This window comes from Ruegeria sp. HKCCD7303, from assembly GCF_013111185.1.
In the GTDB taxonomy this organism is placed as follows: Bacteria; Pseudomonadota; Alphaproteobacteria; order Rhodobacterales; family Rhodobacteraceae; genus Ruegeria.
The window spans coordinates 436,953-458,470 of record NZ_WVRE01000002.1; the positions used below are offsets into that span (position 1 = coordinate 436,953).

Below are 21,518 nucleotides of genomic sequence, written 5' to 3' on the forward strand. Positions count from 1 at the left end.
CCCATTCTTATTCTACGTTCTGCACTTGCTCGCGCATTTGATCGATCACCGCTTTTAGCTCAAGCCCAACAGCTGTCAGATCCGAGCTTTGGGCTTTGGAACACAGTGTGTTGGCTTCGCGGTTGAACTCCTGCATCAGGAAATCCAGCTTGCGGCCGACGGCACTGTTTTTCCCCAACAGATCGCGCGCGGCTTTGACATGTGCTGTTAATCGGTCGATTTCTTCCGTGATATCGGCCTTAACTGCGATCAGGGCCAATTCCTGCGCAACTCGTTCCGGGTCGGCGCCTTGTGAATTGTCCAGCACCCGCGCCAGATTTTCCCGCAAGGCCTGTGCCATATTATCCCTGCGATGTTCGGCCAGTTCTGCCGCTTTCGCGGTCAGCGTGGCGACCTGATCCAGTTGCGTGTTCAGAACCGCTGCCAACGCGGCGCCCTCTGTTCGGCGCATATCCAAGAACGCGTCGACAAGAGCGTCAAATTCAGCCGTGAGGTGGGCAACCAGTGGCCCCGGATCATCTGAATCCGATCCCGCATCCAGCATTCCCTTTAACGCCAACAGGTCTGAGGCACGCGATGGGGCCAGAGTTATGCCACGCGCCGAGGCCATCTGTTCTGCCTGCTCAAGAGCGGTCAGCGCAGCGTTCATGGCTGTCTCGTTCAGAGCCAGTTCTGGGGCCGAGTCCTCGCGGTTCAGGCGCATCGACAGAGTAACATTCCCGCGGCTGAGGGATTTGGACAGTTTTGCCCGCAGCGCGGCCTCAAGCCCGGTCAGCCAATCCGGCACGCGCAGGCGCATGTCGAGCCCCTTGCCGTTCACACTGCGCAGTTCCCACGTCCAGCTATGTGGCCCGTGCTGCCCCTGTGCCGAGGCAAACCCGGTCATGGATCTGATCATACCCGCCCCTTCATTTGGCCCTGATGCGTCTCACTCATGTCGCACCTAATGCCATTGACCGGTGCAGGGCAAGTATTTGCTGAAAGCGCAATTGTTTGGTTCGAGTTAACCATTCGTTAAAGAATTGCTCCAAAATTGATTTAACCCGAGTCAAACTGCCCAGAGCAATGGTTTGCAGGCTGCCGCTGCTCCCGATGTGTTGCATTTTAGAAAAATGGCAGCCTTTTGGCGTAAGGGTAAAGAAGATGAAAACCTTATTCGGGATTGGTTCCGGGTCAGAATTTGGAAAGATCGTCGCAATGGATCGCTTTGACAATGGGCGCAGCCTTTCGCCGATCCGCCAGGCCGAGGCGTATTGGACCGCATTACTGAATCGTGACAGTGTCCCGATGCGGTCCCAGATTGACCCGCGCGGTCTGGAAAATATCCTGGAATACACGTTTATACTCGAGCGCATTGCGCCTGGCTTGGCCCGTTTTCGTCTAGCCGGAAGCCATTTGAACGCGCTTGCGGGTATGGAAGTGCGGGGTATGCCGTTGACTGCGTTCTTCCAGCCTGATGACCGCGCAGGCATTAAGGATGTTCTGGAACAAGTGTTCGCGGCCCCTGCTGTTGCCGAGTTGGGCATGACTTCGGGTGGAGTACTTGGTCGCACGCCTATGCAAGCCCGAATGATATTGCTGCCGCTGAAAAGTGATCTGGGCGATGTCAGCCGCGTTCTGGGCGTCATGATCGCTGACGGGGCAATTGGAAAAACGCCGCGGCGGTTTTCAATCTCGGATACGCGGATCAAAATGGTGTCTGACATTCACGTCCAAATCCCAGTGAAACCAACGCCGGCCCATGGGTTTGCGGAAGTCGAGGGAAAATTCAAACACCCTGCCAAGCATTTGCGATTGATCGTGTCACGGGACGATTAGCGTTTCCTGAAACGAAAAACAGCGGACCAAAGGCCCGCTGTTTAAATCTGTTTTTACGCGCTTAACTAGCGACGCGCTTGCTGCCGTTGCGGCGCAGATTTGTCAGTTCTTCTGCCACCAGGAAGGCCAGTTCCAGCGACTGTGACGCGTTCAGGCGCGGGTCGCAGGCGGTGTGATAGCGATCTGACAGATCTTCTTCGGTCACCGCGCGCACGCCGCCGGTGCATTCGGTCACATCCAGACCGGTCATCTCAAAATGCACGCCACCGGGGATGGTGCCTTCGGCCTGATGTACGCCAAAGAAGTCGCGCACCTCACGCAAGACTGAGTCGAACGGACGGGTCTTGTAACCGGTCGCCGATTTGATCGTGTTGCCGTGCATCGGATCACAAACCCAGGTGACCTTGGCCCCTTCTTCCTTCACAGCTTTGACCAGACGCGGCAGGTGCTCACCTGCTTTACCCGCACCAAAGCGCGCGATCAGGGTCAGGCGACCCTCTTCGTTTTCGGGGTTCAGTTTGGACATCAGAACCTTAAGGTCTTCCACGGTCGTTGTCGGACCACATTTCAGACCAATCGGGTTCAAAACTCCGCTGCAGAATTCAACATGCGCACCGTCGGGCTGACGTGTACGGTCGCCGATCCAGATCATGTGACCAGAACCAGCCAGCCAGTTGCCCGAGGTCGAATCCAGGCGCGTCAGCGCCTCTTCATATTCCAGCAGCAGCCCTTCGTGGCTGGTATAGAATTCGACGGTCGAGAATTCATGTGTGGTATCTGCCGTGATCCCGGCCGCTTCCATGAAGTCGATGGTGTCCTGAATACGATCGGCAATCTCGGAGTACTTCTGCACGTCCTGTTCATCTGTGAACCCAAGGGTCCACGAATGAACGCGGCTCATGTCCGCGAATCCACCGGTCGAAAAAGCCCGCAGCAGGTTCAGAGTGGCAGCAGCCTGTGTATAGGCTTGCAGCATCTTCTGAGGATTCGGGATGCGCGCTTCTGGTGTGAATGCCAATTCGTTGATGATGTCACCACGATAGCTGGGCAGTTCCACACCATCCACAACTTCGGTTGGTGCACTGCGCGGCTTGGCGAACTGACCGGCCATGCGGCCGACTTTGATCACCGGGACTTTTGCGCCATAGGTCAGAACCATTGCCATCTGCAGCATCACCTTAAAGGTGTCACGGATCGCATCCGCGCTGAATTGTTCAAAGCTTTCAGCACAATCCCCACCTTGCAGCAGGAAGGCCTCGCCGCGACCGGCGGCACCCAGATGTTGTTTGAGACGCCGCGCCTCACCGGCAAAGACCAGCGGGGGATACTGTGAAAGCTGGGCCTCGACCTTGGCCAGAGCGGCCGAGTCGGTATAGTCTGGCATCTGAACCCGGGGCTTGTTGCGCCAGTTCGATTTTTGCCATTCGGTCATAGCTTTGATCTCCGCTGAAGTGTTCAGGTGGCCTCTATACAAAATGCTTTGAAGAGTGACCATATCCCATTTGCGCCTCTTGACGGCGCAAACAAGCTTTGATCATGGTGAACTCTAAATATGTCGCTGGATAAGGCTGTATTCAGTGCCAAAGTAAGGACAACCCGCCATGCAAGTGCAACGCCAGGCAGTCACAGTGGAAAACGCTGAGGCCATCCCGCGCCATTATGTTTTTGTTCTTCTGGACAAGTTCTCGTTGCTATCATTTGCTTCGGCTCTTGATAGTTTGCGGATCGCAAACCGCATGGCGGACCAGGAATTGTATACTTGGACACTGTCTGGAGAAGGCGGCGGCACGGTCAAATGCTCGGCTGGAACCGAGTTCAAACTCGACACGGATCTAGAAGAACTGCAGCGCGATGATGTCGTCCTCATCTGCGGAGGCGTAAACGTTCAAACAGCGACCACAAAACGCGTCCTGAACTGGGTTCGTCGCGAGGCGCGGCGCGGCCTTCGAATCGGTGGTCTGTGTACTGCCGCGTATACGCTTGCCAAGGCAGGGTTGCTGGACAACAAGAAGGCGACGATTCACTGGGAAAACTCTGACAGTTTTATCGAGGAATTCGATGAGGTCGAACTGACGAAATCGGTTTTTCAGGTTGACGGCAACCGCATGACAACTGCTGGCGGCACATCCTCGATAGACTTGTCGCTTAAACTGATTGCGGATGATTTTGGCGAAGAATTGGCCAATGCCGTAGCGGACCAGATGATCTATTCGTCCATTCGTACTGATCAGGACACGCAACGTTTGTCGACACCGACGCGGATCGGCGTGCGACATCCAAAGCTGAGCCAGGTCATTTTGATGATGGAAAAAAACATCGAAGAGCCAATCTCGCCTTCTATTTTGGCCAAAGATGTCGGCATGTCGACCCGCCAGCTAGAGCGTCTATTCCGCAGGTATCTCAGCCGTTCCCCTAAACGCTACTACATGGAACTGCGACTGCACAAAGCGCGGAATCTTCTTATGCAGACGGATATGAGCGTCATCAACGTTGCGCTTGCATGTGGGTTCGCCAGCCCTTCGCATTTCTCGAAATGCTACAGGGCACATTATAATACGACACCCTACCGGGAACGTGGCGCGCAGAGCACGCGATTGTCGGTTTAGCCCTGCGGGGTCATGCGGTACACCGCGCCCTGCCCGACTGAAATGAACCAGATCGAACCATCCGGTGCTTCAACGATATCGCGCACACGTTCGGTTTCCGGCCCTTTGATCTGTTCGACCTCACGCAGAGACTTTCCGGCAAGTCGCGCGATATAGTCGAATTTCAGAGACCCGACAAAGATATTCCCCTTCCATTGGGGCCAGAGTTTGCCGGAATACACCAACAAACCCGAAGGCGCGATGGACGGATCCCAATACAACTCGGGCTGCTCCATGCCGGCTTTGGACGTACCTTCGCCAATTTTTTGGCCGGAATAATGCGTGCCGTAAGAAATGACCGGCCACCCGTAATTGCGGCCCGCGCGGGGTTGGTTGATCTCATCGCCTCCGCGAGCGCCGTGTTCCGAAACCCACAGCCTCCCCTGCGCGTCCAGTGCAGCTCCCTGCGGGTTGCGGTGGCCGAAGGACCAGATTTCAGGTTTGATGTTTGATTGCCCGACAAAAGGGTTGTCTACAGGGATCGATCCATTCCGGTTTATCCGAATGACCGACCCCATCGGAGAAGACCGGTCCTGTGCGTTGTCGGGCTGGCCGCGATCGCCAATGGTTACAAAAAACGTTCCATCCTGTGCTTCGACGATGCGGCTGCCAAAATGCCGCCCGCCGGAACCGCCGGGTGTTGCTTCGTAGATCACCCGAACGTTGGTCAGACGTTTACCGTTCTCCGACAGCCGCCCAACGGCAATGGCAGTGCCAGCGCCCCCGTTTTGAGGCTTTGAGAAGCTCAGAAATACCTCGCGGCTTTGTCGAAAATCGCGTGGAACCGTCACATCAAGCAACCCACCTTGTCCTCTGGCGGCAACTTTCGGAACGCCCCGCACAGTGGTCGCCTTACCATTCTGAACAAACAGCAAATCTCCGTCCCGCTCGGTGATCAGGAACGCCCCATCCGGCAAGACTCCGACGGCCCAGGGCGTATCGAGACCGCTTACCATCTTGGTCAGTTCAATGCCTCCGGCGGACGTTGACAGGGTTTGTGCGGCAACTGAGAACGCATTGAGCGTGAAAAACAGAAGTGTAACAATGCGAAGCATGTCGGCCCCTTTCGGCGGCAATCACGGAAGAGTTTCTAACAAAACAGTTAGTTTCCCAAACGGTAAAAACACGTTTGCGTTAGGACTTTTCTTTTCCAAACAGCTTGCCTAGGGTCGAGGCCAGAACAAAGACGTTCAATACAGGGAGTAAACATATGAAAAAGCTGCTGACTGCTACTGCAGCCACCGCCTTGCTTGCGGGAACCGCCATGGCCGAGGATGTGAAGCTGGGCGTGCTGTTTGGCTTTACCGGCCCAATCGAATCGCTGGCACCGGCAATGGGCTCTGGCGCCGAAATGGCGATGGCCGAAGTCACCGAGTCCGGCAAGCTGCTGGATGGTGCAACCGTCACCGGAATGCGTGCCGATACAGGCTGTATCGACAACGGTCTGGCCACCTCGAACGGTGAGCGCATGATTGCGGATGGTGTCGCCGGTATCATCGGTGGTGACTGCTCGGGCGTGACCGGTGCGATTCTACAGAACGTCGCGATTCCGAATGGTATGGTTATGATCTCGCCGTCGGCCACCTCGCCCGGCCTGTCGACCATGGAGGATAACGGCCTGTTCTTCCGCACCGCTCCGTCGGATGCGCGTGAAGGTCAGGTTATGGCGGACATCCTGAATGACCGCGGCATCAGCTCGATTGCTCTGACCTACACCAACAACGACTATGGCAAGGGTCTCGCGGACGCGATTCAGTCGTCTTTCGAGGCATCGGGCGGCGAAGTGACGATTGTTGCGGCACACGAAGACGGTAAGGCCGACTATTCGGCTGAAGTGGGCGCGCTGGCCTCGGCCGGTGGTGACATTCTGGTCGTTGCAGGCTATCTGGACCAGGGTGGTCTGGGCATCATCCAGTCTGCACTGGACAGCGGTGCCTTTGATACATTCGGCCTGCCAGGCGGTATGATCGGTGACTCGCTGCCTGCAAATGTTGGCCCCGACCTGAATGGTTCGTTCGGTCAGATCGCCGGATCCGGCGGTGAAGGTGCCGAGAAGTACTTTGCCATGGCAGAAGCCGCTGGCTTCGACGGCTCGTCACCTTACTCGCCCGAAAGCTATGACGCGGCCGCGCTGTTCATGCTGGCGATGCAGGCCGCAGGGTCAACCAACCCGGCCGATTATGGTTCAAAAGTCTTGGACGTCGCTAACGCTCCGGGTGAAAAGATCTATCCGGGTGAGCTGGCCAAGGGTTTGGAACTGCTGGCTGCTGGTCAAGACATCGACTATGTCGGCGCGTCTGGCGTTGAGCTGATCGGCCCCGGTGAAAGCGCGGGTTCCTATCGCGAAATCGAAGTGACCGACGGCGAAAACAAGACCGTCAACTTCCGTTGATCCAACGTTAAAAACCATAAAAACAAGCAGCCCGGTCCTTGTGTCCGGGCTGTTTCAATGACAAAAGGCTGCACCTCGTTTCACGGGGCAAAGGCAAGGGGATAACATGATCGTCGTCGAAGACGTGCATAAGCATTTCGGCGGGTTTCACGCGGTGGACGGGGCATCGCTGGAAATCCAAAAAGGGTCGATCACCGGCCTGATCGGGCCGAACGGTGCAGGAAAAACCACTCTGTTCAATGTGATCGCGGGCGTTTTGCCGCCAACCAGCGGCAAGGTCTTTATGGATGGTGAGGATATCACCGGCCTGCCCCCTCATGAGTTGTTTCACAAAGGTCTGTTGCGCACCTTCCAGATCGCGCATGAGTTTTCATCGATGAGCTGTCGCGAGAACCTGATGATGGTGCCCGGTGCGCAATCGGGTGAATCGCTGTGGAACACCTGGTTTGGCCGTAAGCGCATCGCGGATGAAGAACGCGCGCTGCGTGCTAAGGCAGACGAGGTGCTAGAGTTTCTGACCATCGAGCATCTGGCCGATCACAAGGCCGGTCAGGTTTCGGGCGGACAGAAGAAACTGCTGGAGCTTGGCCGCACCATGATGGTCGACGCCAAGATCGTGTTCCTGGACGAGGTCGGCGCAGGCGTGAACCGTACCCTGCTGATGACCATCGCCGACACCATCCTGCGCCTGAACAAGGAACGCGGCTACACCTTCGTGGTCATCGAACATGACATGGATTTCATCGGCAAAATCTGTGACCCGGTCATCTGTATGGCCGAGGGCAAGGTTCTGGCCGAAGGCACTTTGGACGAGATCAAGGCAAACGAGCACGTGATCGAAGCTTATCTGGGCACCGGCCTGAAGAATAAAGACAAGCTGGAGGCAGGCGCGTGAGCGACAATCCTTATCACGACGACAAGGGGAACAAGGACGCCTCTATCACCAATACGCACGGGGCTGGTACGATGATGCCAGCGAATTCAGCAAGCGGTGAAGCGCGTTACGTTGGCGGCGGCCCTTTTCTGATCGGCGACACAATGACCGGCGGTTACGGCAAAGGTCCGGACATCCTGCATGACTGCACCATTGCCGTCGACAAGGGTGAGATCGCGGTGATCGTTGGCCCCAACGGTGCGGGCAAGTCCACGGCGATGAAGGCTGTGTTCGGCATGCTGGACGTACGTGCCGGTTCGGTGCGGCTGGACGGTGAAGACATCACCAAGCTGTCACCGCAGGACCGGGTGATCAAAGGTATGGGTTTTGTGCCGCAAACCTCGAATATCTTCACGTCCATGACGGTGGAAGAGAACCTTGAAATGGGTGCGTTCATCCGCCGTGACGATATCACTGAGACAATGGAACAGGTTTATGATCTCTTCCCCATCCTGCGCGACAAACGCAATCAGGCCGCCGGAGAGCTGTCAGGCGGTCAACGCCAACAGGTCGCCGTGGGTCGCGCGCTGATGACTCAGCCGAAGGTTTTGATGCTGGACGAACCCACTGCCGGTGTCTCGCCCATCGTGATGGATGAGCTGTTCGACCGGATCATCGAGGTATCGCGCACCGGGCTGCCGATCTTGATGGTCGAACAGAACGCCCGTCAGGCGCTGGAGATTGCGGACAAGGGTTATGTTCTGGTTCAAGGACGGAATGCGTATAGCGGCACGGGCAAAGAACTGCTGGTCGATCCTGAGGTTCGTAAGAGTTTTTTGGGGGGGTGAGGATGAAAGTTTTAGCCCTCGTAGCAGTTCTTTCTGCCACTACCGGTGCGGCCACCGCACAAGACGTCACGAGATGTAAGCTGGAATACACGTGTGTTAATGTCGATGCATGTCAGACAACCAAAACGGGTCTCGGAGTTGATTTCGACTTTGTAACCTTGCCAGACAACCAGCTTCGTATTGACCTTGGAGATGACAGGTTGCCGTTGCTGAAGGTCCAGCAAGTGACAGATGACTTGATGACCGCACACGGCTGGGATTCTGATCGATCAGCATCTTACACCTTCAGCTTGTTCGCTGATGGGATTGTCGCGTACACGACCCACGTCTTTGTAGGCAAAGGTATAAGCCTGACCGGCCTTGGCCGCTGCGAGGTAAATAGCTAATGGACTTCCTCAACGCCCTTGTGGCGCTCTCCAACTTCGTCCTTGTTCCCGCAATCGCCTATGGCAGCCAATTGGCGCTGGGTGCTTTGGGGGTAACGCTGATCTACGGCATCTTGCGGTTTTCGAACTTTGCCCATGGCGACACGATGGCCTTTGGTGCAATGATCGCTGTTCTGGTCACGTGGGGCTTACAGGCCGCCGGGGTCAGTTTTGGACCTCTGCCAACTGCTCTGCTGGCCCTGCCCTTTGCCATTCTGGGCTGTATCGTTCTGGTGTTGATCACCGACCGGCTGGTTTACAGGTTCTACCGGGAACAAAAGGCCAAACCGGTGATCCTCGTGATCGTCTCGATGGGCGTTATGTTCATCATGAACGGCCTTGTCCGCTTTGTCATTGGGCCAGATGATCAGAGATTCTCGGACGGTGCGCGGTTCATTATCTCGGCGCGCGATTTCAAGGCACTGACTGGGCTGCGTGAGGGGCTTGCGATCAAGACCTCTCAGGGCATCACCGTGATTGTGGCTGTTGTCGCCGTGGCGTTGCTGTTCTGGTTCCTCAACAAGACCCGCACAGGCAAGTCCATGCGAGCCTATTCGGATAATGAAGATCTGGCGTTGTTGTCCGGCATCAACCCCGAGCGTGTTGTGATGATCACATGGATCATCGTCGCTGCATTAGCGACTACGGCCGGGGTGCTCTACGGTCTCGACAAGAGCTTTAAACCCTTCGTCTATTTCCAGCTTCTGCTGCCGATATTTGCCTCGGCCATCGTGGGCGGACTTGGTAATCCTCTGGGTGCCATCGCAGGTGGTTTCATCATCGCGTTTTCCGAGGTGACCATCACCTATGCGTGGAAGAAGGTGCTGACCTACCTGGCTCCAGAAAACTTGGAACCCTCAAGCTTGGTCCAGTTCCTGTCCACCGACTACAAATTTGCCGTCAGCTTCATCATTCTGCTGATTGTGCTTCTGTTTAAGCCCACGGGCCTGTTCAAGGGGAAAGCGGTATGACCGAGTCTGTCAAAAACACGCTGCTTTTTGCTGTTGTCGCCGGTTTGATCCTACTGACAGGGTTCACTCAAAGCTGGAACACCGCCATCCTGATCCTGAACATGGGGCTGATCTCGGCCATCATGGCCATTGGGGTCAACCTGCAATGGGGCTTTGCGGGCCTATTTAATGTGGGTGTGATGGGCTTCGTCGCGCTCGGCGGTCTGGCCGTGGTTCTGGTATCAACACCGCCCACCCCGGGGGCCTGGAGCGCTGGCGGTTACGGGATTGTATTGTCACTGCTGTTGGGGGCCGCGACCGTTGTGGCTGCTGTTCTGGTGGCGACCAAGATGCCAAAAGGCCGGGCGCAAACCCTTACCATCATCGCTGTTCTGGTCGTGGGCTTCTTTGTCTACCGCGCAGTTTTTGATCCCAATGTTGCAGCTGTCGAAGCCATTGATCCCGCGATTGCAGGCAATATCGGCGGTCTGAACCTTCCGGTTCTGCTGGCCTGGCCTGCCGGTGGATTGCTTGCGGCGGGCGCTGCATGGCTGATCGGCAAGACGGCGTTGGGTCTGCGGTCGGATTACCTGGCCATTGCGACGCTGGGCATTGCCGAGATCATCATCGCCGTCATGAAGAACGAAGACTGGTTGGCCCGAGGTGTGAAAAACGTCTACGGTATCCCGCGCCCGTCTCCTGTCGTCGGTTACGAAGTTGAGTTGCAGCAAGACCCAGCGTTCCTGGCGCGCGCGGAATGGTTCGGGCTTGACCCGGTCACGGCCTCTACCCTTTCGGTCAAGTTGGGTTATTCGCTGCTGTTCCTGATCGTCCTGTTGGCTTTGCTGTGGATGGCCCAGATGGCGTTGAAAAGCCCGTGGGGCCGTATGATGCGCGCGATCCGCGACAATGAGGTCGCAGCCGAGGCGATGGGCAAGGACGTGACCCGCCGCCATCTGCAAATCTTTGTTCTGGGGTCGGCCATCTGCGGGATCGCAGGGGCGATGATGACAACGCTGGACGGTCAGTTGACGCCAAGCGCCTACCAGCCTCTGCGCTTTACCTTTCTGGTTTGGGTAATGGTGATTGTTGGCGGATCGGGAAACAACTTCGGGTCCGTTCTTGGCGCGTTTCTGATCTGGTTTTTATGGGTTCAGGTTGAACCAATCGGCCTATGGCTGATGAACCTGATCACCGCAGGTATGCCGGATGGAAGTTGGCTGAAAGCGCATCTGGTCGAAAGCGCTGCCCATATGCGCTTGTTCACTATGGGTCTTATCCTGTTGATTGTTCTCAGATTCAGCCCAAGGGGCCTGATCCCCGAAAAATAGGGCTGATCCATAACCATTTCGTGAAGCCGCGCCGGCACTTCGGCGCGGTTTCTTGATTCTTGGCGTTTTTTTGAATAAACGGACCCACCGCAATGTTTTTCTTCTGCGGTCTGTTGCTGGCACTCACACCCGCTCAAGCCGATCTAAAACGATCATTCAAACGTGTTGATAAGAGTAAAAAATGAAAGCACCACGCTTCGGAACTGTTTTCCTACTTTCGGTTGTTGTCGTTACAACAGCCGCCTGCATCCCCAGACCAGAAGACCTGGAAACAGCACCTGTTAAGGTACAGACGCCCCAGGGCGTAGTGACTTGTCAGCTGTATCGCCAGGATAGAGTCACCTGGGATCGCGCCATCGATTTTCCAGCGACGAAGATGTCGGTACCCCAAGCAGATGCCTATTGCCGACAAGAGGGTCAACGTCGCCTGAAATAACTGTGTCGGCGCCCATTTTGGGCGCCGCGCCGCTATCTGTTTTTGAACAAACCACCCAGAATACCGCGCACGATACGTCGCCCGGTTGTTCCTTTTAGCTCCTTGATGACGGCTTCGGTCATCGCCGTCGCAAACGTGTCTTTCTTGCGCTGCACACGAGAAGACGATCGCCCCACCCTGCTGCCTGAGTATCTGCGAGCTGCAGAAAACTCCCGCTCCATTGGTGATTGAGCCTCTAGCACCTCGTCTGCTTCTGCCTGTTCCGCAGATTTTGCCGCCGCATCGGCACGAGCCTGCAGGATTTCAAATGCAGACTTTCGGTCCACACCTTTGTCATACTTGCCTGCCATCGGGGACGCCGCCAAAATCGCTTTGCGATCAGCGCCAGAAATCGGCCCCAGCTGAGATCCCGGAGGACGAATCAAGGTGCGTTGGACAATGCCCGGAACGCCCTTCTTTTGCAGCATCGAGGTCACGGCCTCTCCGACCCCGACCTCTCGGATCGCGGCTTCGGTGTCGAAAGCCGGGTTCTCTCGGTACGTTTCGGCGGCCATACGCAGGTTCTTGCGGTCTCGCGCTGTGAAGGCGCGCAAGGCGTGTTGGACGCGATTGCCCAGTTGGCCCAGAATGTCTTCAGGAATATCCGCCGGGTTTTGCGTGATGAAATATACCCCAACGCCCTTCGATCTGATCAGACGCGCCACCTGTTCTACCTTGTCCACCAAAACCTTGGGGGCATCGTCAAACAGCAAATGCGCTTCGTCGAAGAAAAAGACCAGCTTTGGTTTCTCGGGGTCGCCGACCTCGGGCAGTTCTTCGAACAATTCACTCAACAGCCAGAGCAGGAAAGTGGCATAGAGCCGGGGCGAGCCCATCAATTTGTCAGAGGCGAGGATGTTCACCATGCCCTGCCCGTTATCATCCGTGCGCATAAGGTCGGCCAGATCCAGGGCAGGTTCGCCAAACAGTTTCGAGCCACCTTGGTTTTCCAGCACCAGCAAACGTCTTTGGATTGCGCCAATCGAGGATGTCGACACGTTGCCATAGCGCAAGGATAGCTGCGCACGGTTCTCTCCGATCCAGACCAGCAACGCCTGAAGGTCCTTCAGATCCAGCAACGGCATCCCTTCTTCATCGGCCACACGGAACGCGATGTTCAAAATACCTTCTTGCGCTTCGCTAAGTTCCATCAAACGCGACAGCAGCAGCGGCCCCATTTCCGTGACCGTCGTGCGCACCGGATGGCCTTGTTCGCCAAACAGGTCCCAGAAGGTCACCGGGCAGGCAGAATAGTTGAAATCCGAAAACCCGATACGTTCAGCGCGGTCCAGAAATGCCTGATGCAGTTTATGTGCCGGACTTCCGGCCAAGGCCAGACCAGACAGGTCCCCCTTGATGTCCGAAAGGAAAACCGGAACGCCGGCTTGCGAGAACCCTTCAGCCAGGATTTGCAGCGTTACGGTTTTGCCCGTTCCGGTTGCTCCGGCGATCAAGCCGTGGCGGTTTGCGTAGTTCAACGCCAATTCCTGCGGAGTGCCATACCCTTCGCCACCGCCGCCCAAAAAAATAATTTTGCCCATTAACACTGCCTTATAGTTCACCGATCCGTGTCCAGCATACAAAGTTAACCTTTGACTGCGATAGTCATTTTGCCCTGCGGAGGCTCCGATCACGTGGGGCAGACTTCCTCCCTGTCGACTGGCCGTGCCTTCGGGCACGGCTTTTTTGTCTGCGCCAATACATGTGTATGTGCTGATTGGCAGATTAAATTTTCAGGATAGCTGTTGACCCACCAGCGCCGCTCTCGTAGGGTTTGCGCATAAATAAGTCGGCCAGTCCGACGGGGAGAACCTTTTGAGGGAGGGAGCTGATCAAACGGCTCCCTTTCTTTATGGCCGAAGGACCCTTTTCCGCCGTAAGAGCAAGAATTTGTTCACGTTGATCAGGGCGGGTCTGTTAGTGCCTGACACCGGTTCAGAACAATGCTACATGAGGCAAAAAGCGCAATCATCAAACCGAGGCATTCATGATCAAGCACCTTCTTTCTGCGAACGTACTGGCCGCCGTCTTTCTGAGCAGTGCGGTCAACGCTCAAGAATCCACTGACGAAACCCAACAACAGGCCGAGACACCTCAGACCGAAGCGGCGCAAGAGCTAGACCTGGGGGAAACTGGCCCCCGTGTTGGCGAGCAATACGTTAAGGAAACAAGTGGCGACTGGAACATTACCTGCCTTAAGACCGAAGCAGACAATGACCCTTGTTTGTTGCGTCAAATTCTTTCAGGTGCCGAGGGTCAACCCATTGCGGAAATCTCGATCAACAAGCTTCCCGAGGGTGCTGCAGCCGTGGCTGGTGCCAGCCTGATCGTGCCGTTGGAGACCTTGCTGCAAGCGCAGATCGCCGTATCCATCGATGGGGCACCAAGCAAGCGATACAACTATCATCACTGCAACCCGGTTGGCTGCGTTGCTCAGTTGGGTTTCACGCAAGGTGACATCGACGCAATGAAGGCGGGCAGCACGGCCACCATATCTATGGTTTCCATCCTTGCCCCCAATCAACTGTTGCAAATCGAAATGTCGCTGGCCGGTTTCACCAGTGGATATGATCAGTTGGAAGTCTTGCAAAACTGATTTAATGCAACAAGGGCCGCTTTGTCACAAAGCGGCCTTTCAAAACTGAGCGTCAGGTATTCTCAGACGCGCTTCAAAGCCAAGACGGCATTCAGCCCACCGAACGCAAACGCGTTGCTTAAAGCAACGTCAACCTTTGCTTCACGAGCTTCATTCGGCACCACGTCCAACGCACATTCCGGGTCCGGCTCTTCATAGCCGATGGTTGGTGCAATGACACCGTCCCGCAGCGCCATGATACAGGCCAGAAGCTCTACCGCTCCGGTGCCGCCAATCAAATGTCCATGCATGGATTTGGTGGACGAGATCATCAGATCATCCGCGTGCGGTCCGAACACATCTGCGACTGCTGCACATTCGGTTTTGTCATTGGCTGCAGTGCCTGTGCCGTGGGCGTTGATATAACAGACATCGCTGGCGTTCAGCCTTGCATCCGCCAGAGCGCCCGCCATTGCACGTGCAGCCCCTTGCTTGCTTGGCATCACAATATCTGCTGCATCCGACGACATCGCAAAACCGACAACTTCACACAGTATCTCCGCGCCGCGCGCGCGCGCGTGCTCATATTCTTCGAAAACAAAGATACCAGCCCCTTCGCCCTGAACCATTCCGTTGCGGTTGGCGCTGAACGGGCGGCAGGCGTCCTTGGACATCACGCGCAAACCTTCCCACGCTTTGATCCCGCCGAAACACAGCATGGATTCAGACCCGCCTGTGATCATCGCCGGGGCGGCCCCGCTGCGTACCATCTGAAAGGCCTGCGCCATGGCGTGGTTGGAAGAGGCACAGGCGGTCGAGACCGTAAAGCTGGGGCCTTTGAGGTTATGCTCCATGGACACGTGGCTGGCAGCCGCATTGTTCATCAGCTTTGGAACAACAAACGGGTGAACCCGGTTCTTACCATCCTCATAGACCGAACGGTAATTGTCATCCCAGGTCGAAACGCCCCCGCCCGCCGTGCCAAGTACAACACCGGATCTGGCGGCCAATTCGCCGTGAAACTCAATACCCGACTGGTCAATCGCTTCTTTGGCAGCAGTCAGAGTGAACTGAGTGAACCGGTCGTACAAGGACATCTGCTGACGATTGAACCGCCCTTCCGCCTCGAACCCCCGAACTTGACCACCGATCTTGATGGCCAGACGTTCGACGTCGCGAAACTCCAGTTCCGAAATGCCACAGCGCCCTTCGCGCATGGCCTCCAAAGTGTCGGGAACCGAATGGCCCAGAGAGTTGATCGTACCTGCGCCGGTAATGACAACACGTTTCATGAGAGCAGGTCAGACCTTTTCCGACACAAGCTGTTCGATCCCGGCGATGATCGCAGCCACATTGGAAATGTCGAAATCGTTAGCTTCTGGTTCGTTCGCATTGAACGGGACTGAAATGTCGAACTCTTCCTCGATTGCAAAGATGCTTTCGACCAGACCCAGACTATCGATGCCCAGATCTTCCAGCGTGCTTTCGGGCGTCACATCCGATGGCTCCAGCACGGCCTGCTCTGCAATGATTGCGATGACGCGGTCGCTGATGCTCATGTCGATCCCCTGATTTTCAATCTGTCGATGATTTAGTCGCTTGAGGACTGTTTGAAAACAGCCTTTTTGAGTGCCTCGACGTCGCGGGCCAGACGAGGCAGTCGGCGCTGGGATTTATAGATATTGGTGTGGGTGTCCATCTTGACCGCCGGATAGCCCATAATAACCCTTCCAGCAGGGACATTAGACAGGATTTTGGTACCCCCACCGGCGATCACGCCGTCGCCTATGAAAATGTTGTCGGCGACCCCGGTTTGGCCACCAAGGACAACATTGTTCCCAATCTCTACAGACCCGGACACGCCGGTTTGCCCACATAGCAGACAATCCCGTCCGACTCGGGTGTTGTGACCGACATGGACAAGATTATCCAGTTTCGAGCCGTCCCCGATCCGGGTGTTTCTGATCGTGCCGTTATCGACCGTGCAGTTCGAGCCAACCTCGACGTCATCTCCGATCTCAACCGCCCCCAGAGAGTGAATGCGCAGCCAGCTTTGTGCCTTGGCTTCGCCCTGATCGCCCATTGTTTTTCGCGCATTCTCAGCACCCGAAACTTCGGGGGTGACATAGCTGAAGCCATCGCCCCCGATCCGCGCACCAGGTTGTGCAATAAAACGGTCTCCGATCTGCGCGCGGGCCCCAATACTGACCATTTCGCGCAGTAACGCACGCTTTCCTAGCGTGGCATCGATGCCTATCGTGCAATGCGCGCCGATTTCGGAACCTTCGCCAATCCGTGCGCGCGCACCAACAACTGTCAGAGGCCCGATAGAAACGTTAGCACCAATCTCTGCCGTTGGATCAATAACGGCTGACGGATGAATGCCCGGCTCGGCCCCCTGCCCGCGATCAAGCATCGAAGTAATGCCTGCCATGGCCATGCGAGGGCGCGTGACAAAGATGGCCGCGCGCAGACCCAACGCTTGCCAATCGGCCCCTTCCCAAAGAACCGCAGCACGTGCCTCTCCACCCGAAAGTGCCTCGGCATATTTCGGAGACATCGCCATCGCCAAATCTGTTGGACCCGCGTCTCCGGGTTCGGCGGCACGCAAAATTGTAAGGCCGCCATCGCCCTGACATTCTGCACCCAGAGCTTCAGCAATGTGTTGAACGGTAAACTGCATGACGGGTTTCCTTTTGGCAGGATTTGACCCGTGCTTACCCCTGAACGTCTTGCAGGGCCACCCCTGCCTTTTGCAGAGCGTCCCAAATCTTGGCATCGCGGTTATAGACGTCGCGACGATACTGCACTTGACCCTTGGGGCCGATATAGGCCGTCCGATAGATCAGATGCACCGGCACATGTTGATCCAGTTCAACTTTGGTTTCCTTGCCGGTCTTGAGAACACGGTGAAAGAACGCCTTGGGGTCTTCCTCTTGTTTTGCCAGCAGCGCATACGCAAACTCGAAAGGCTGCGCCAAACGGATACAGCCATGTGAGAACGCCCGCACTTCACGCGCAAACAAACTTTTCTGAGGCGTATCATGCAGATAGATGTTGTGCTTGTTGGGAAACATGAACTTCACCAAACCCAGCGCATTGCTTTTGCTGGGGGGTTGGCGCATCGCAAACGGGAAGTTTCGCGCCGTGAACTGAGTGAAATCCACCGCCCCGCGATTAACCTGACGACCGCTGCGGTCGGTGATTTCTATGTGACCCACCGCATTTGGATTGGATTGCAGTTTCGGCAGATATTCCTTGGTTATGATCGAGCGCGGCACATACCAGCTGGGGTTGATCACCATATGCTCCATCACATCCGAAAACTCGGGGCTGCGGCGATCATGGGTGTTTTTGCCAATCACCGCACGGGTTTCAAACGTGACTTGCCCGTCATCGACAATTTTGGCTGAAAAGTCCGCCTGATTCACAAGGATATGGCGCGTGCCACGTTCCCTTGGCAACCAGCGTTCGCGTTCGAGCGCTACGTGAACAGCTTTCAAACGGTCCGATGCTGGCCGGTTCAACTCGGTGATTGTTCCCTTGCCCGCAACGCCGTCAGGCTCCAACCCATGTGCAGTTTGAAACGACTGAACGCCAGCCAGCAGTGCGTCGTCAAAAGACGGGCTGGCCGATGGCTTCATGTAACCCATCATCACCAGACGATTGCGCAGTTTAACAACATTCGGTCCTGTGTCACCGAATTCCAGTTTGGAAACGGGCACAGTTGCGCCCCAACCTCCCTGATTCACCAGGTCCTCCAGCAGCAGCTTTTGCTTCATCAGTGCTCGGTACTGACGCGTTTGGGGCGGCAATTGTTCCAGATATTGCGCGCCTTGATCAGCCAAACCGGCCAAATGCTCGGCCGCGCTCCGACGTTTCAATGTCCGAACAAGGCCATCGTCCACACGTCCGGGCTCAACAGTTCCCGAGTAAAGCGCGTCAGCATATTCGATAAAAGCCCGGCTGAGTTCTGCCTCAACCGCACCAAGATCACGAACTGAACGGGCCTGCTCCATTTTCTCTATCAAGGCTGCGACTGTTGCATCCGCCTGTGGCAGACCGTGCATTTGGGCCTTGGACAACGCATTTATCAGCGCGGTACGACGACTTGCATGCTCAACCGTTTCACCGACCCAAATGGGTGAAAACCCATTCGTGCGATAGAACTCGGCTATGTTCGAGGTCTGCGGAGTGTGTTCCGCAACTGCCATTTGAAACGCGGTGTTCGGCGCGGGGTCAGAAGCCGTGTTCGCAAAGCTTGCCGTCGCGGTAAAACACGCGGTGAGAAGGATACTGGTACTGGTGCGGAAAACAGAAAACATTATAGGGCCTTGAGTATTCAATAGCTTGGACTTGGGATATGTGCGTCAAACAACTATGGATTTGGGCGGCAAAGTTTGTCTATTCACAAATACCTTATTCAATCGCTTCTGTTGGTGGCTGATGCGTGTTTGCATCGGCCTGTCGGCGAAAGCTTCGCAGTTGCACAGTTTCTAAGAAGTACTGTGTCATTTGCGCAAAAAACTGCCGAAATTTCCCCCTTGAAATGGTGAATCTGAAACACTTCTTGGCCACCGATTTCGATTGTGTCATAAAAATCGCATCTGGGATGGGAAAAAATTAATACGGCGCGCGTAACATCGTGCGCAGGCAGGAACAGTACGGGACGAACCAAAAATGACAAAGAGCAGTTCCTCGGGCTTGACCCGGCGTGCCCTATTGGGCGCGTTTGCAGCAACCGCAGTCGCGGCAGCTCCCACCTACTCCAATGCAGCGGGCTTTTTGCGTGGCGGCGGCGATATTCGTCGCATTCGTATGTATTCCGGTCGCACGGGCGAACGGTTGGATATGATTTATTGGGTCGATGGTAAGTATATCAAGGACGCTGTTAAAGAAGTGAACCACTTCATGCGTGATTGGCGTACAGATCAGGTAAAATCCATCGATTTACGCGCGATTGATATCATGGCAGCATCACACAACCTTTTGGATGTGAACGAACCTTATATGCTGCTGTCCGGCTATCGCTCTCCGCAGACCAACGCTATGTTGCGTTCCCGGTCGCGTCGCGTAGCGCGCAAATCGCTCCATATGGAAGGTCAGGCTGCTGACCTGCGTCTAGCTTCGCGCTCGGTCTCGCAGATGGCCAAAGCAGCTATCTCGTGCCGCGCAGGTGGTGTCGGCCAATACTACGGTTCCAATTTCGTTCATATGGATTGCGGAGTCGTTCGCAGCTGGCGTGGTTAAAGCGCACACCAAACGGTTTTCGCGTTTCTGAAACGCTTTAGCAGGAAAACTGGTTTTACCTGCTATATCCCCGCATCTCCACCTCCTCCGCCTGCGTCACCCGAGTCGCTACTGGATGCAGCCTCGGCGGTCGAGCTGCCAGACTCACGCGCCTTTTCCTTTTCGACATCAGAATAAACATTAGACACAGACACATCGCTGCTCTCTGCTTCATCGTCGCTGTTTGGATCGTCGTCGGTCAGCTTGCCAAGGATGAATGCAAGCACCACTCCGACTATTATCCAGCTTATAACGCTGGGGAGGGAATAACCCGAAATAACAGTACAGCCCAAAACCGCTACTGTTACGACCACAACGAAAAACAATTTTTTTGAAGAGATGACTTGCACGTTCTTTCCTCCATCAAAGGTGACGCGAACCAACCCCATCGGGAAAGTGTATAGCAAAATGTGCTGATAAAAAATTACACTTCGAAGAGTGTGCCTGCGGGCGTTCTCAATATCCGACGAAACTGTACTTAGAATCCGTTCAAAGTGGTTGAGAACATGCAAGAAAGTGGCGCACCTGAGAGGATTCGAACCTCTGGCCTCTGCCTTCGGAGGGCAGCGCTCTATCCAGCTGAGCTACAGGTGCGTTGGTCGTTAGCTAACCTTGATCCGACTTGGGTGCAACTGGAAATCGTGCCCGTTGCGCCCAGTTTCGGATCAAAGTCAGGCGAAAAGATCATGTGCCAATTCAAGGGCATCGATCAGAATGTCGACCTCTTCCGTGGTGTTATACAGACCGAAACTGGCGCGGCATGTTGCAGTTACACCCAGGTGGTCCATCAGTGGCCCGGCGCAGTGATGACCTGCGCGAACAGCGACGCCTTTTTTGTCCAGGATGGTCGACACATCATGGGCATGCCCCGCCCCGTCCAGTGTAAAGCTGAAGATAGCGGCCTTGTCGGGGCGCGTGCCTTGAACCTGCAACCAGTTCAAGCCCATCAATCGCTGCATGGCATAATCGCGAAGGCTGGATTCATGAGCTGCAATGTTCGCCATTCCCAGATCCATCATGTAGTCCAAGGCCACGCCCAAACCTATCGTCTGAACGATACCCGGCGTGCCAGCTTCGAACTTCATTGGTGGATCGTTATAAATGACCTGATCTTTGCTGACCTCTTTGATCATGTCCCCGCCGCCAATAAAGGGGCGCATTTCTTGCATGCGTTCAGATTTGATAAAGATCGCTCCGGAACCTGAGGGACCATAGAGCTTGTGACCTGTGATCGCGTAGAAATCACAGCCGATCTCTTCGACATTCACCGGCATATGGACTGCACCCTGGCTGCCATCGACCAGAACCGGAACGCCTTTGGCATGGGCGCCATCTGTGATGGCTTTGACATCCACGACAGTACCCAGCACGTTTGAACACTGGGTCACCGCGACCAGCTTGGTCTTTGGGCCAATCGCATCAATCACGGCCTGAGGGTCCAGCCCACCCTCTGTATCCACATCAACCCATTTCAGAACAACGCCTTGCCGTTCCCGCAGAAAATGCCAGGGCACGATGTTGGCGTGATGTTCCATGACGCTCAGAACGATCTCATCCCCGGCTTCAAGGCGCGGCATTGCCCAGCCGTAAGCGACAAGGTTGATCCCTTCGGTCGTGCCCGAGTTCAGGACGATTTCGTCTTCATTAGATGCGCCAAGAAAGCGGGCGATGGTGCCGCGCACGGATTCGTATTTCTCGGTCGCAAGGTTGGACAGGTAGTGCAGACCGCGATGGACGTTGGAATATTCCTCGGCATACGCCCGCGTCACAGCGTCTATGACGACCCGTGGCTTCTGAGCCGAAGCGCCATTATCCAGATAGGTCAAAGGCTTGCCATTGACCTGACGCGACAGGATCGGAAAGTCAGAGCGGATTTTCTGCACATCATACATAAGC

General features: G+C 55.6%; 20 protein-coding genes and 1 tRNA gene. 10 read left to right on the plus strand and 11 right to left on the minus strand.

The features are described 5' to 3' along the window. Window positions 1-7: 7 nt before the first annotated feature. On the minus strand, window positions 8-898 hold the full coding sequence (locus GS630_RS06815) for a YicC/YloC family endoribonuclease (RefSeq protein WP_171174019.1): 891 nt from the start codon (window positions 896-898) through the stop codon (window positions 8-10). Between the two features lie 245 nt (window positions 899-1,143). Here GS630_RS06815 and GS630_RS06820 point away from each other — a divergent pair, with 245 nt between their 5' ends. Further along, window positions 1,144-1,818, plus strand: a complete 675-nt coding sequence (locus tag GS630_RS06820) for a PAS domain-containing protein (protein ID WP_171619036.1) — start codon at window positions 1,144-1,146, stop codon at window positions 1,816-1,818. 61 nt (window positions 1,819-1,879) lie between these two features. On the opposite strand, the gene GS630_RS06825 is transcribed toward GS630_RS06820, so the two are convergent. Then, the gene (locus GS630_RS06825; protein WP_171174023.1) at window positions 1,880-3,250 is read right to left on the minus strand and encodes a class II 3-deoxy-7-phosphoheptulonate synthase; all 1,371 of its coding nucleotides are present in this window, start codon (window positions 3,248-3,250) and stop codon (window positions 1,880-1,882) included. A gap of 169 nt (window positions 3,251-3,419) precedes the next feature. On the opposite strand from GS630_RS06825, the gene GS630_RS06830 reads away from it, so the two are divergent. After that, the gene (locus tag GS630_RS06830) at window positions 3,420-4,424 is read left to right on the plus strand and encodes a GlxA family transcriptional regulator (RefSeq protein WP_171174025.1); all 1,005 of its coding nucleotides are present in this window, start codon (window positions 3,420-3,422) and stop codon (window positions 4,422-4,424) included. Here the strand turns inward: GS630_RS06830 and GS630_RS06835 are convergent. Continuing rightward, complete coding sequence (locus GS630_RS06835) at window positions 4,421-5,518, minus strand: PQQ-dependent sugar dehydrogenase (protein WP_171174027.1); 1,098 nt, start codon at window positions 5,516-5,518, stop codon at window positions 4,421-4,423. The two genes, GS630_RS06830 and GS630_RS06835, sit on opposite strands and share 4 nt — an antisense overlap. Window positions 5,519-5,673: 155 nt before the next feature. Here GS630_RS06835 and GS630_RS06840 point away from each other — a divergent pair, with 155 nt between their 5' ends. The 6 genes from GS630_RS06840 (at window position 5,674) to GS630_RS06865 (ending at window position 11,283) form a co-directional block, all read left to right on the plus strand. Continuing rightward, window positions 5,674-6,855 (plus strand): ABC transporter substrate-binding protein, encoded by a 1,182-nt coding sequence (locus GS630_RS06840; RefSeq protein ID WP_171174029.1) that lies wholly within the window; start codon window positions 5,674-5,676, stop codon window positions 6,853-6,855. A gap of 106 nt (window positions 6,856-6,961) precedes the next feature. After that, window positions 6,962-7,750: an ABC transporter ATP-binding protein gene (locus GS630_RS06845; RefSeq protein WP_171174031.1), complete on the plus strand. Its 789-nt coding sequence runs from the start codon at window positions 6,962-6,964 to the stop codon at window positions 7,748-7,750. After that, window positions 7,747-8,577: an ATP-binding cassette domain-containing protein gene (locus GS630_RS06850; protein WP_171619038.1), complete on the plus strand. Its 831-nt coding sequence runs from the start codon at window positions 7,747-7,749 to the stop codon at window positions 8,575-8,577. Before GS630_RS06845 ends, GS630_RS06850 begins: the two co-directional genes overlap by 4 nt. 2 nt (window positions 8,578-8,579) lie before the next feature. Next, window positions 8,580-8,963 carry a hypothetical protein gene (locus GS630_RS06855; protein WP_171174035.1) on the plus strand — a complete coding sequence of 128 codons (384 nt, stop codon included), beginning with the start codon at window positions 8,580-8,582 and terminating at the stop codon, window positions 8,961-8,963. Next, window positions 8,963-9,973: a branched-chain amino acid ABC transporter permease gene (locus tag GS630_RS06860; protein WP_171619040.1), complete on the plus strand. Its 1,011-nt coding sequence runs from the start codon at window positions 8,963-8,965 to the stop codon at window positions 9,971-9,973. The genes GS630_RS06855 and GS630_RS06860 overlap by 1 nt, the downstream gene beginning before the upstream one ends. Then, a complete protein-coding gene (locus GS630_RS06865) occupies window positions 9,970-11,283 on the plus strand; it encodes a branched-chain amino acid ABC transporter permease (RefSeq protein ID WP_171619042.1) in 1,314 nt (437 codons plus the stop codon). The genes GS630_RS06860 and GS630_RS06865 overlap by 4 nt, the downstream gene beginning before the upstream one ends. Window positions 11,284-11,751: 468 nt before the next feature. Here the strand turns inward: GS630_RS06865 and GS630_RS06870 are convergent, their stop codons facing one another. Continuing rightward, a complete protein-coding gene (locus GS630_RS06870; protein WP_171619044.1) occupies window positions 11,752-13,299 on the minus strand; it encodes a helicase HerA-like domain-containing protein in 1,548 nt (515 codons plus the stop codon). A 446-nt stretch (window positions 13,300-13,745) separates the two neighbouring features. Between GS630_RS06870 and GS630_RS06875 the strand changes: the two genes are divergently transcribed. Continuing rightward, a complete protein-coding gene (locus GS630_RS06875; RefSeq protein WP_171174043.1) occupies window positions 13,746-14,354 on the plus strand; it encodes an invasion associated locus B family protein in 609 nt (202 codons plus the stop codon). Between the two features lie 62 nt (window positions 14,355-14,416). Here the strand turns inward: GS630_RS06875 and GS630_RS06880 are convergent, their stop codons facing one another. From GS630_RS06880 to GS630_RS06895, 4 genes are read right to left on the minus strand one after another with little or no spacing between them, the layout of a single operon-like run. Further along, window positions 14,417-15,625, minus strand: coding sequence for a beta-ketoacyl synthase (locus GS630_RS06880; protein WP_171174045.1), 1,209 nt, complete (start codon window positions 15,623-15,625; stop codon window positions 14,417-14,419). Between the two features lie 9 nt (window positions 15,626-15,634). After that, on the minus strand, window positions 15,635-15,892 hold the full coding sequence (locus GS630_RS06885; RefSeq protein WP_171089997.1) for an acyl carrier protein: 258 nt from the start codon (window positions 15,890-15,892) through the stop codon (window positions 15,635-15,637). 32 nt (window positions 15,893-15,924) lie between these two features. Next, the gene (gene lpxD, locus GS630_RS06890) at window positions 15,925-17,016 is read right to left on the minus strand and encodes a UDP-3-O-(3-hydroxymyristoyl)glucosamine N-acyltransferase (protein WP_171174047.1); all 1,092 of its coding nucleotides are present in this window, start codon (window positions 17,014-17,016) and stop codon (window positions 15,925-15,927) included. A 34-nt stretch (window positions 17,017-17,050) separates the two neighbouring features. Further along, window positions 17,051-18,658 carry a murein L,D-transpeptidase gene (locus GS630_RS06895; protein WP_171174050.1) on the minus strand — a complete coding sequence of 536 codons (1,608 nt, stop codon included), beginning with the start codon at window positions 18,656-18,658 and terminating at the stop codon, window positions 17,051-17,053. A gap of 355 nt (window positions 18,659-19,013) precedes the next feature. On the opposite strand from GS630_RS06895, the gene GS630_RS06900 reads away from it, so the two are divergent. Beyond that, on the plus strand, window positions 19,014-19,583 hold the full coding sequence (locus GS630_RS06900) for a DUF882 domain-containing protein (RefSeq protein WP_171234259.1): 570 nt from the start codon (window positions 19,014-19,016) through the stop codon (window positions 19,581-19,583). 62 nt (window positions 19,584-19,645) lie between these two features. On the opposite strand, the gene GS630_RS06905 is transcribed toward GS630_RS06900, so the two are convergent. The 3 genes from GS630_RS06905 to GS630_RS06915 all read right to left on the minus strand — a co-directional run bounded on the left by GS630_RS06905 (window position 19,646) and on the right by GS630_RS06915 (window position 21,514). Beyond that, a complete protein-coding gene (locus tag GS630_RS06905; RefSeq protein WP_171174053.1) occupies window positions 19,646-20,134 on the minus strand; it encodes a hypothetical protein in 489 nt (162 codons plus the stop codon). Window positions 20,135-20,139: 5 nt separating this feature from the next. Continuing rightward, a tRNA-Arg gene (locus GS630_RS06910) sits at window positions 20,140-20,216 on the minus strand. 77 nt (window positions 20,217-20,293) lie between these two features. After that, window positions 20,294-21,514 carry a cysteine desulfurase gene (locus GS630_RS06915; RefSeq protein ID WP_171619046.1) on the minus strand — a complete coding sequence of 407 codons (1,221 nt, stop codon included), beginning with the start codon at window positions 21,512-21,514 and terminating at the stop codon, window positions 20,294-20,296. Window positions 21,515-21,518 lie beyond the last annotated feature (4 nt).

Excerpts from the sequence above, each read along its gene's own strand:
- GS630_RS06845 (WP_171174031.1), top strand. The coding sequence starts at position 6,962 with ATGATCGTCGTCGAAGACGTGCATAAGCATTTCGGCGGGTTTCACGCG.
- GS630_RS06815 (WP_171174019.1), bottom strand. The coding sequence starts at position 898 with ATGATCAGATCCATGACCGGGTTTGCCTCGGCACAGGGGCAGCACGGG.
- GS630_RS06885 (WP_171089997.1), bottom strand. The coding sequence starts at position 15,892 with ATGAGCATCAGCGACCGCGTCATCGCAATCATTGCAGAGCAGGCCGTG.
- GS630_RS06880 (WP_171174045.1), bottom strand. The coding sequence starts at position 15,625 with ATGAAACGTGTTGTCATTACCGGCGCAGGTACGATCAACTCTCTGGGC.
- GS630_RS06915 (WP_171619046.1), bottom strand. The coding sequence starts at position 21,514 with ATGTATGATGTGCAGAAAATCCGCTCTGACTTTCCGATCCTGTCGCGT.
- GS630_RS06865 (WP_171619042.1), top strand. The coding sequence starts at position 9,970 with ATGACCGAGTCTGTCAAAAACACGCTGCTTTTTGCTGTTGTCGCCGGT.
- GS630_RS06825 (WP_171174023.1), bottom strand. The coding sequence starts at position 3,250 with ATGACCGAATGGCAAAAATCGAACTGGCGCAACAAGCCCCGGGTTCAG.
- GS630_RS06900 (WP_171234259.1), top strand. The coding sequence starts at position 19,014 with ATGACAAAGAGCAGTTCCTCGGGCTTGACCCGGCGTGCCCTATTGGGC.
- GS630_RS06820 (WP_171619036.1), top strand. The coding sequence starts at position 1,144 with ATGAAAACCTTATTCGGGATTGGTTCCGGGTCAGAATTTGGAAAGATC.
- GS630_RS06875 (WP_171174043.1), top strand. The coding sequence starts at position 13,746 with ATGATCAAGCACCTTCTTTCTGCGAACGTACTGGCCGCCGTCTTTCTG.
- GS630_RS06855 (WP_171174035.1), top strand. The coding sequence starts at position 8,580 with ATGAAAGTTTTAGCCCTCGTAGCAGTTCTTTCTGCCACTACCGGTGCG.
- lpxD (WP_171174047.1), bottom strand. The coding sequence starts at position 17,016 with ATGCAGTTTACCGTTCAACACATTGCTGAAGCTCTGGGTGCAGAATGT.
- GS630_RS06840 (WP_171174029.1), top strand. The coding sequence starts at position 5,674 with ATGAAAAAGCTGCTGACTGCTACTGCAGCCACCGCCTTGCTTGCGGGA.
- GS630_RS06830 (WP_171174025.1), top strand. The coding sequence starts at position 3,420 with ATGCAAGTGCAACGCCAGGCAGTCACAGTGGAAAACGCTGAGGCCATC.
- GS630_RS06860 (WP_171619040.1), top strand. The coding sequence starts at position 8,963 with ATGGACTTCCTCAACGCCCTTGTGGCGCTCTCCAACTTCGTCCTTGTT.
- GS630_RS06835 (WP_171174027.1), bottom strand. The coding sequence starts at position 5,518 with ATGCTTCGCATTGTTACACTTCTGTTTTTCACGCTCAATGCGTTCTCA.
- GS630_RS06870 (WP_171619044.1), bottom strand. The coding sequence starts at position 13,299 with ATGGGCAAAATTATTTTTTTGGGCGGCGGTGGCGAAGGGTATGGCACT.
- GS630_RS06895 (WP_171174050.1), bottom strand. The coding sequence starts at position 18,658 with ATGTTTTCTGTTTTCCGCACCAGTACCAGTATCCTTCTCACCGCGTGT.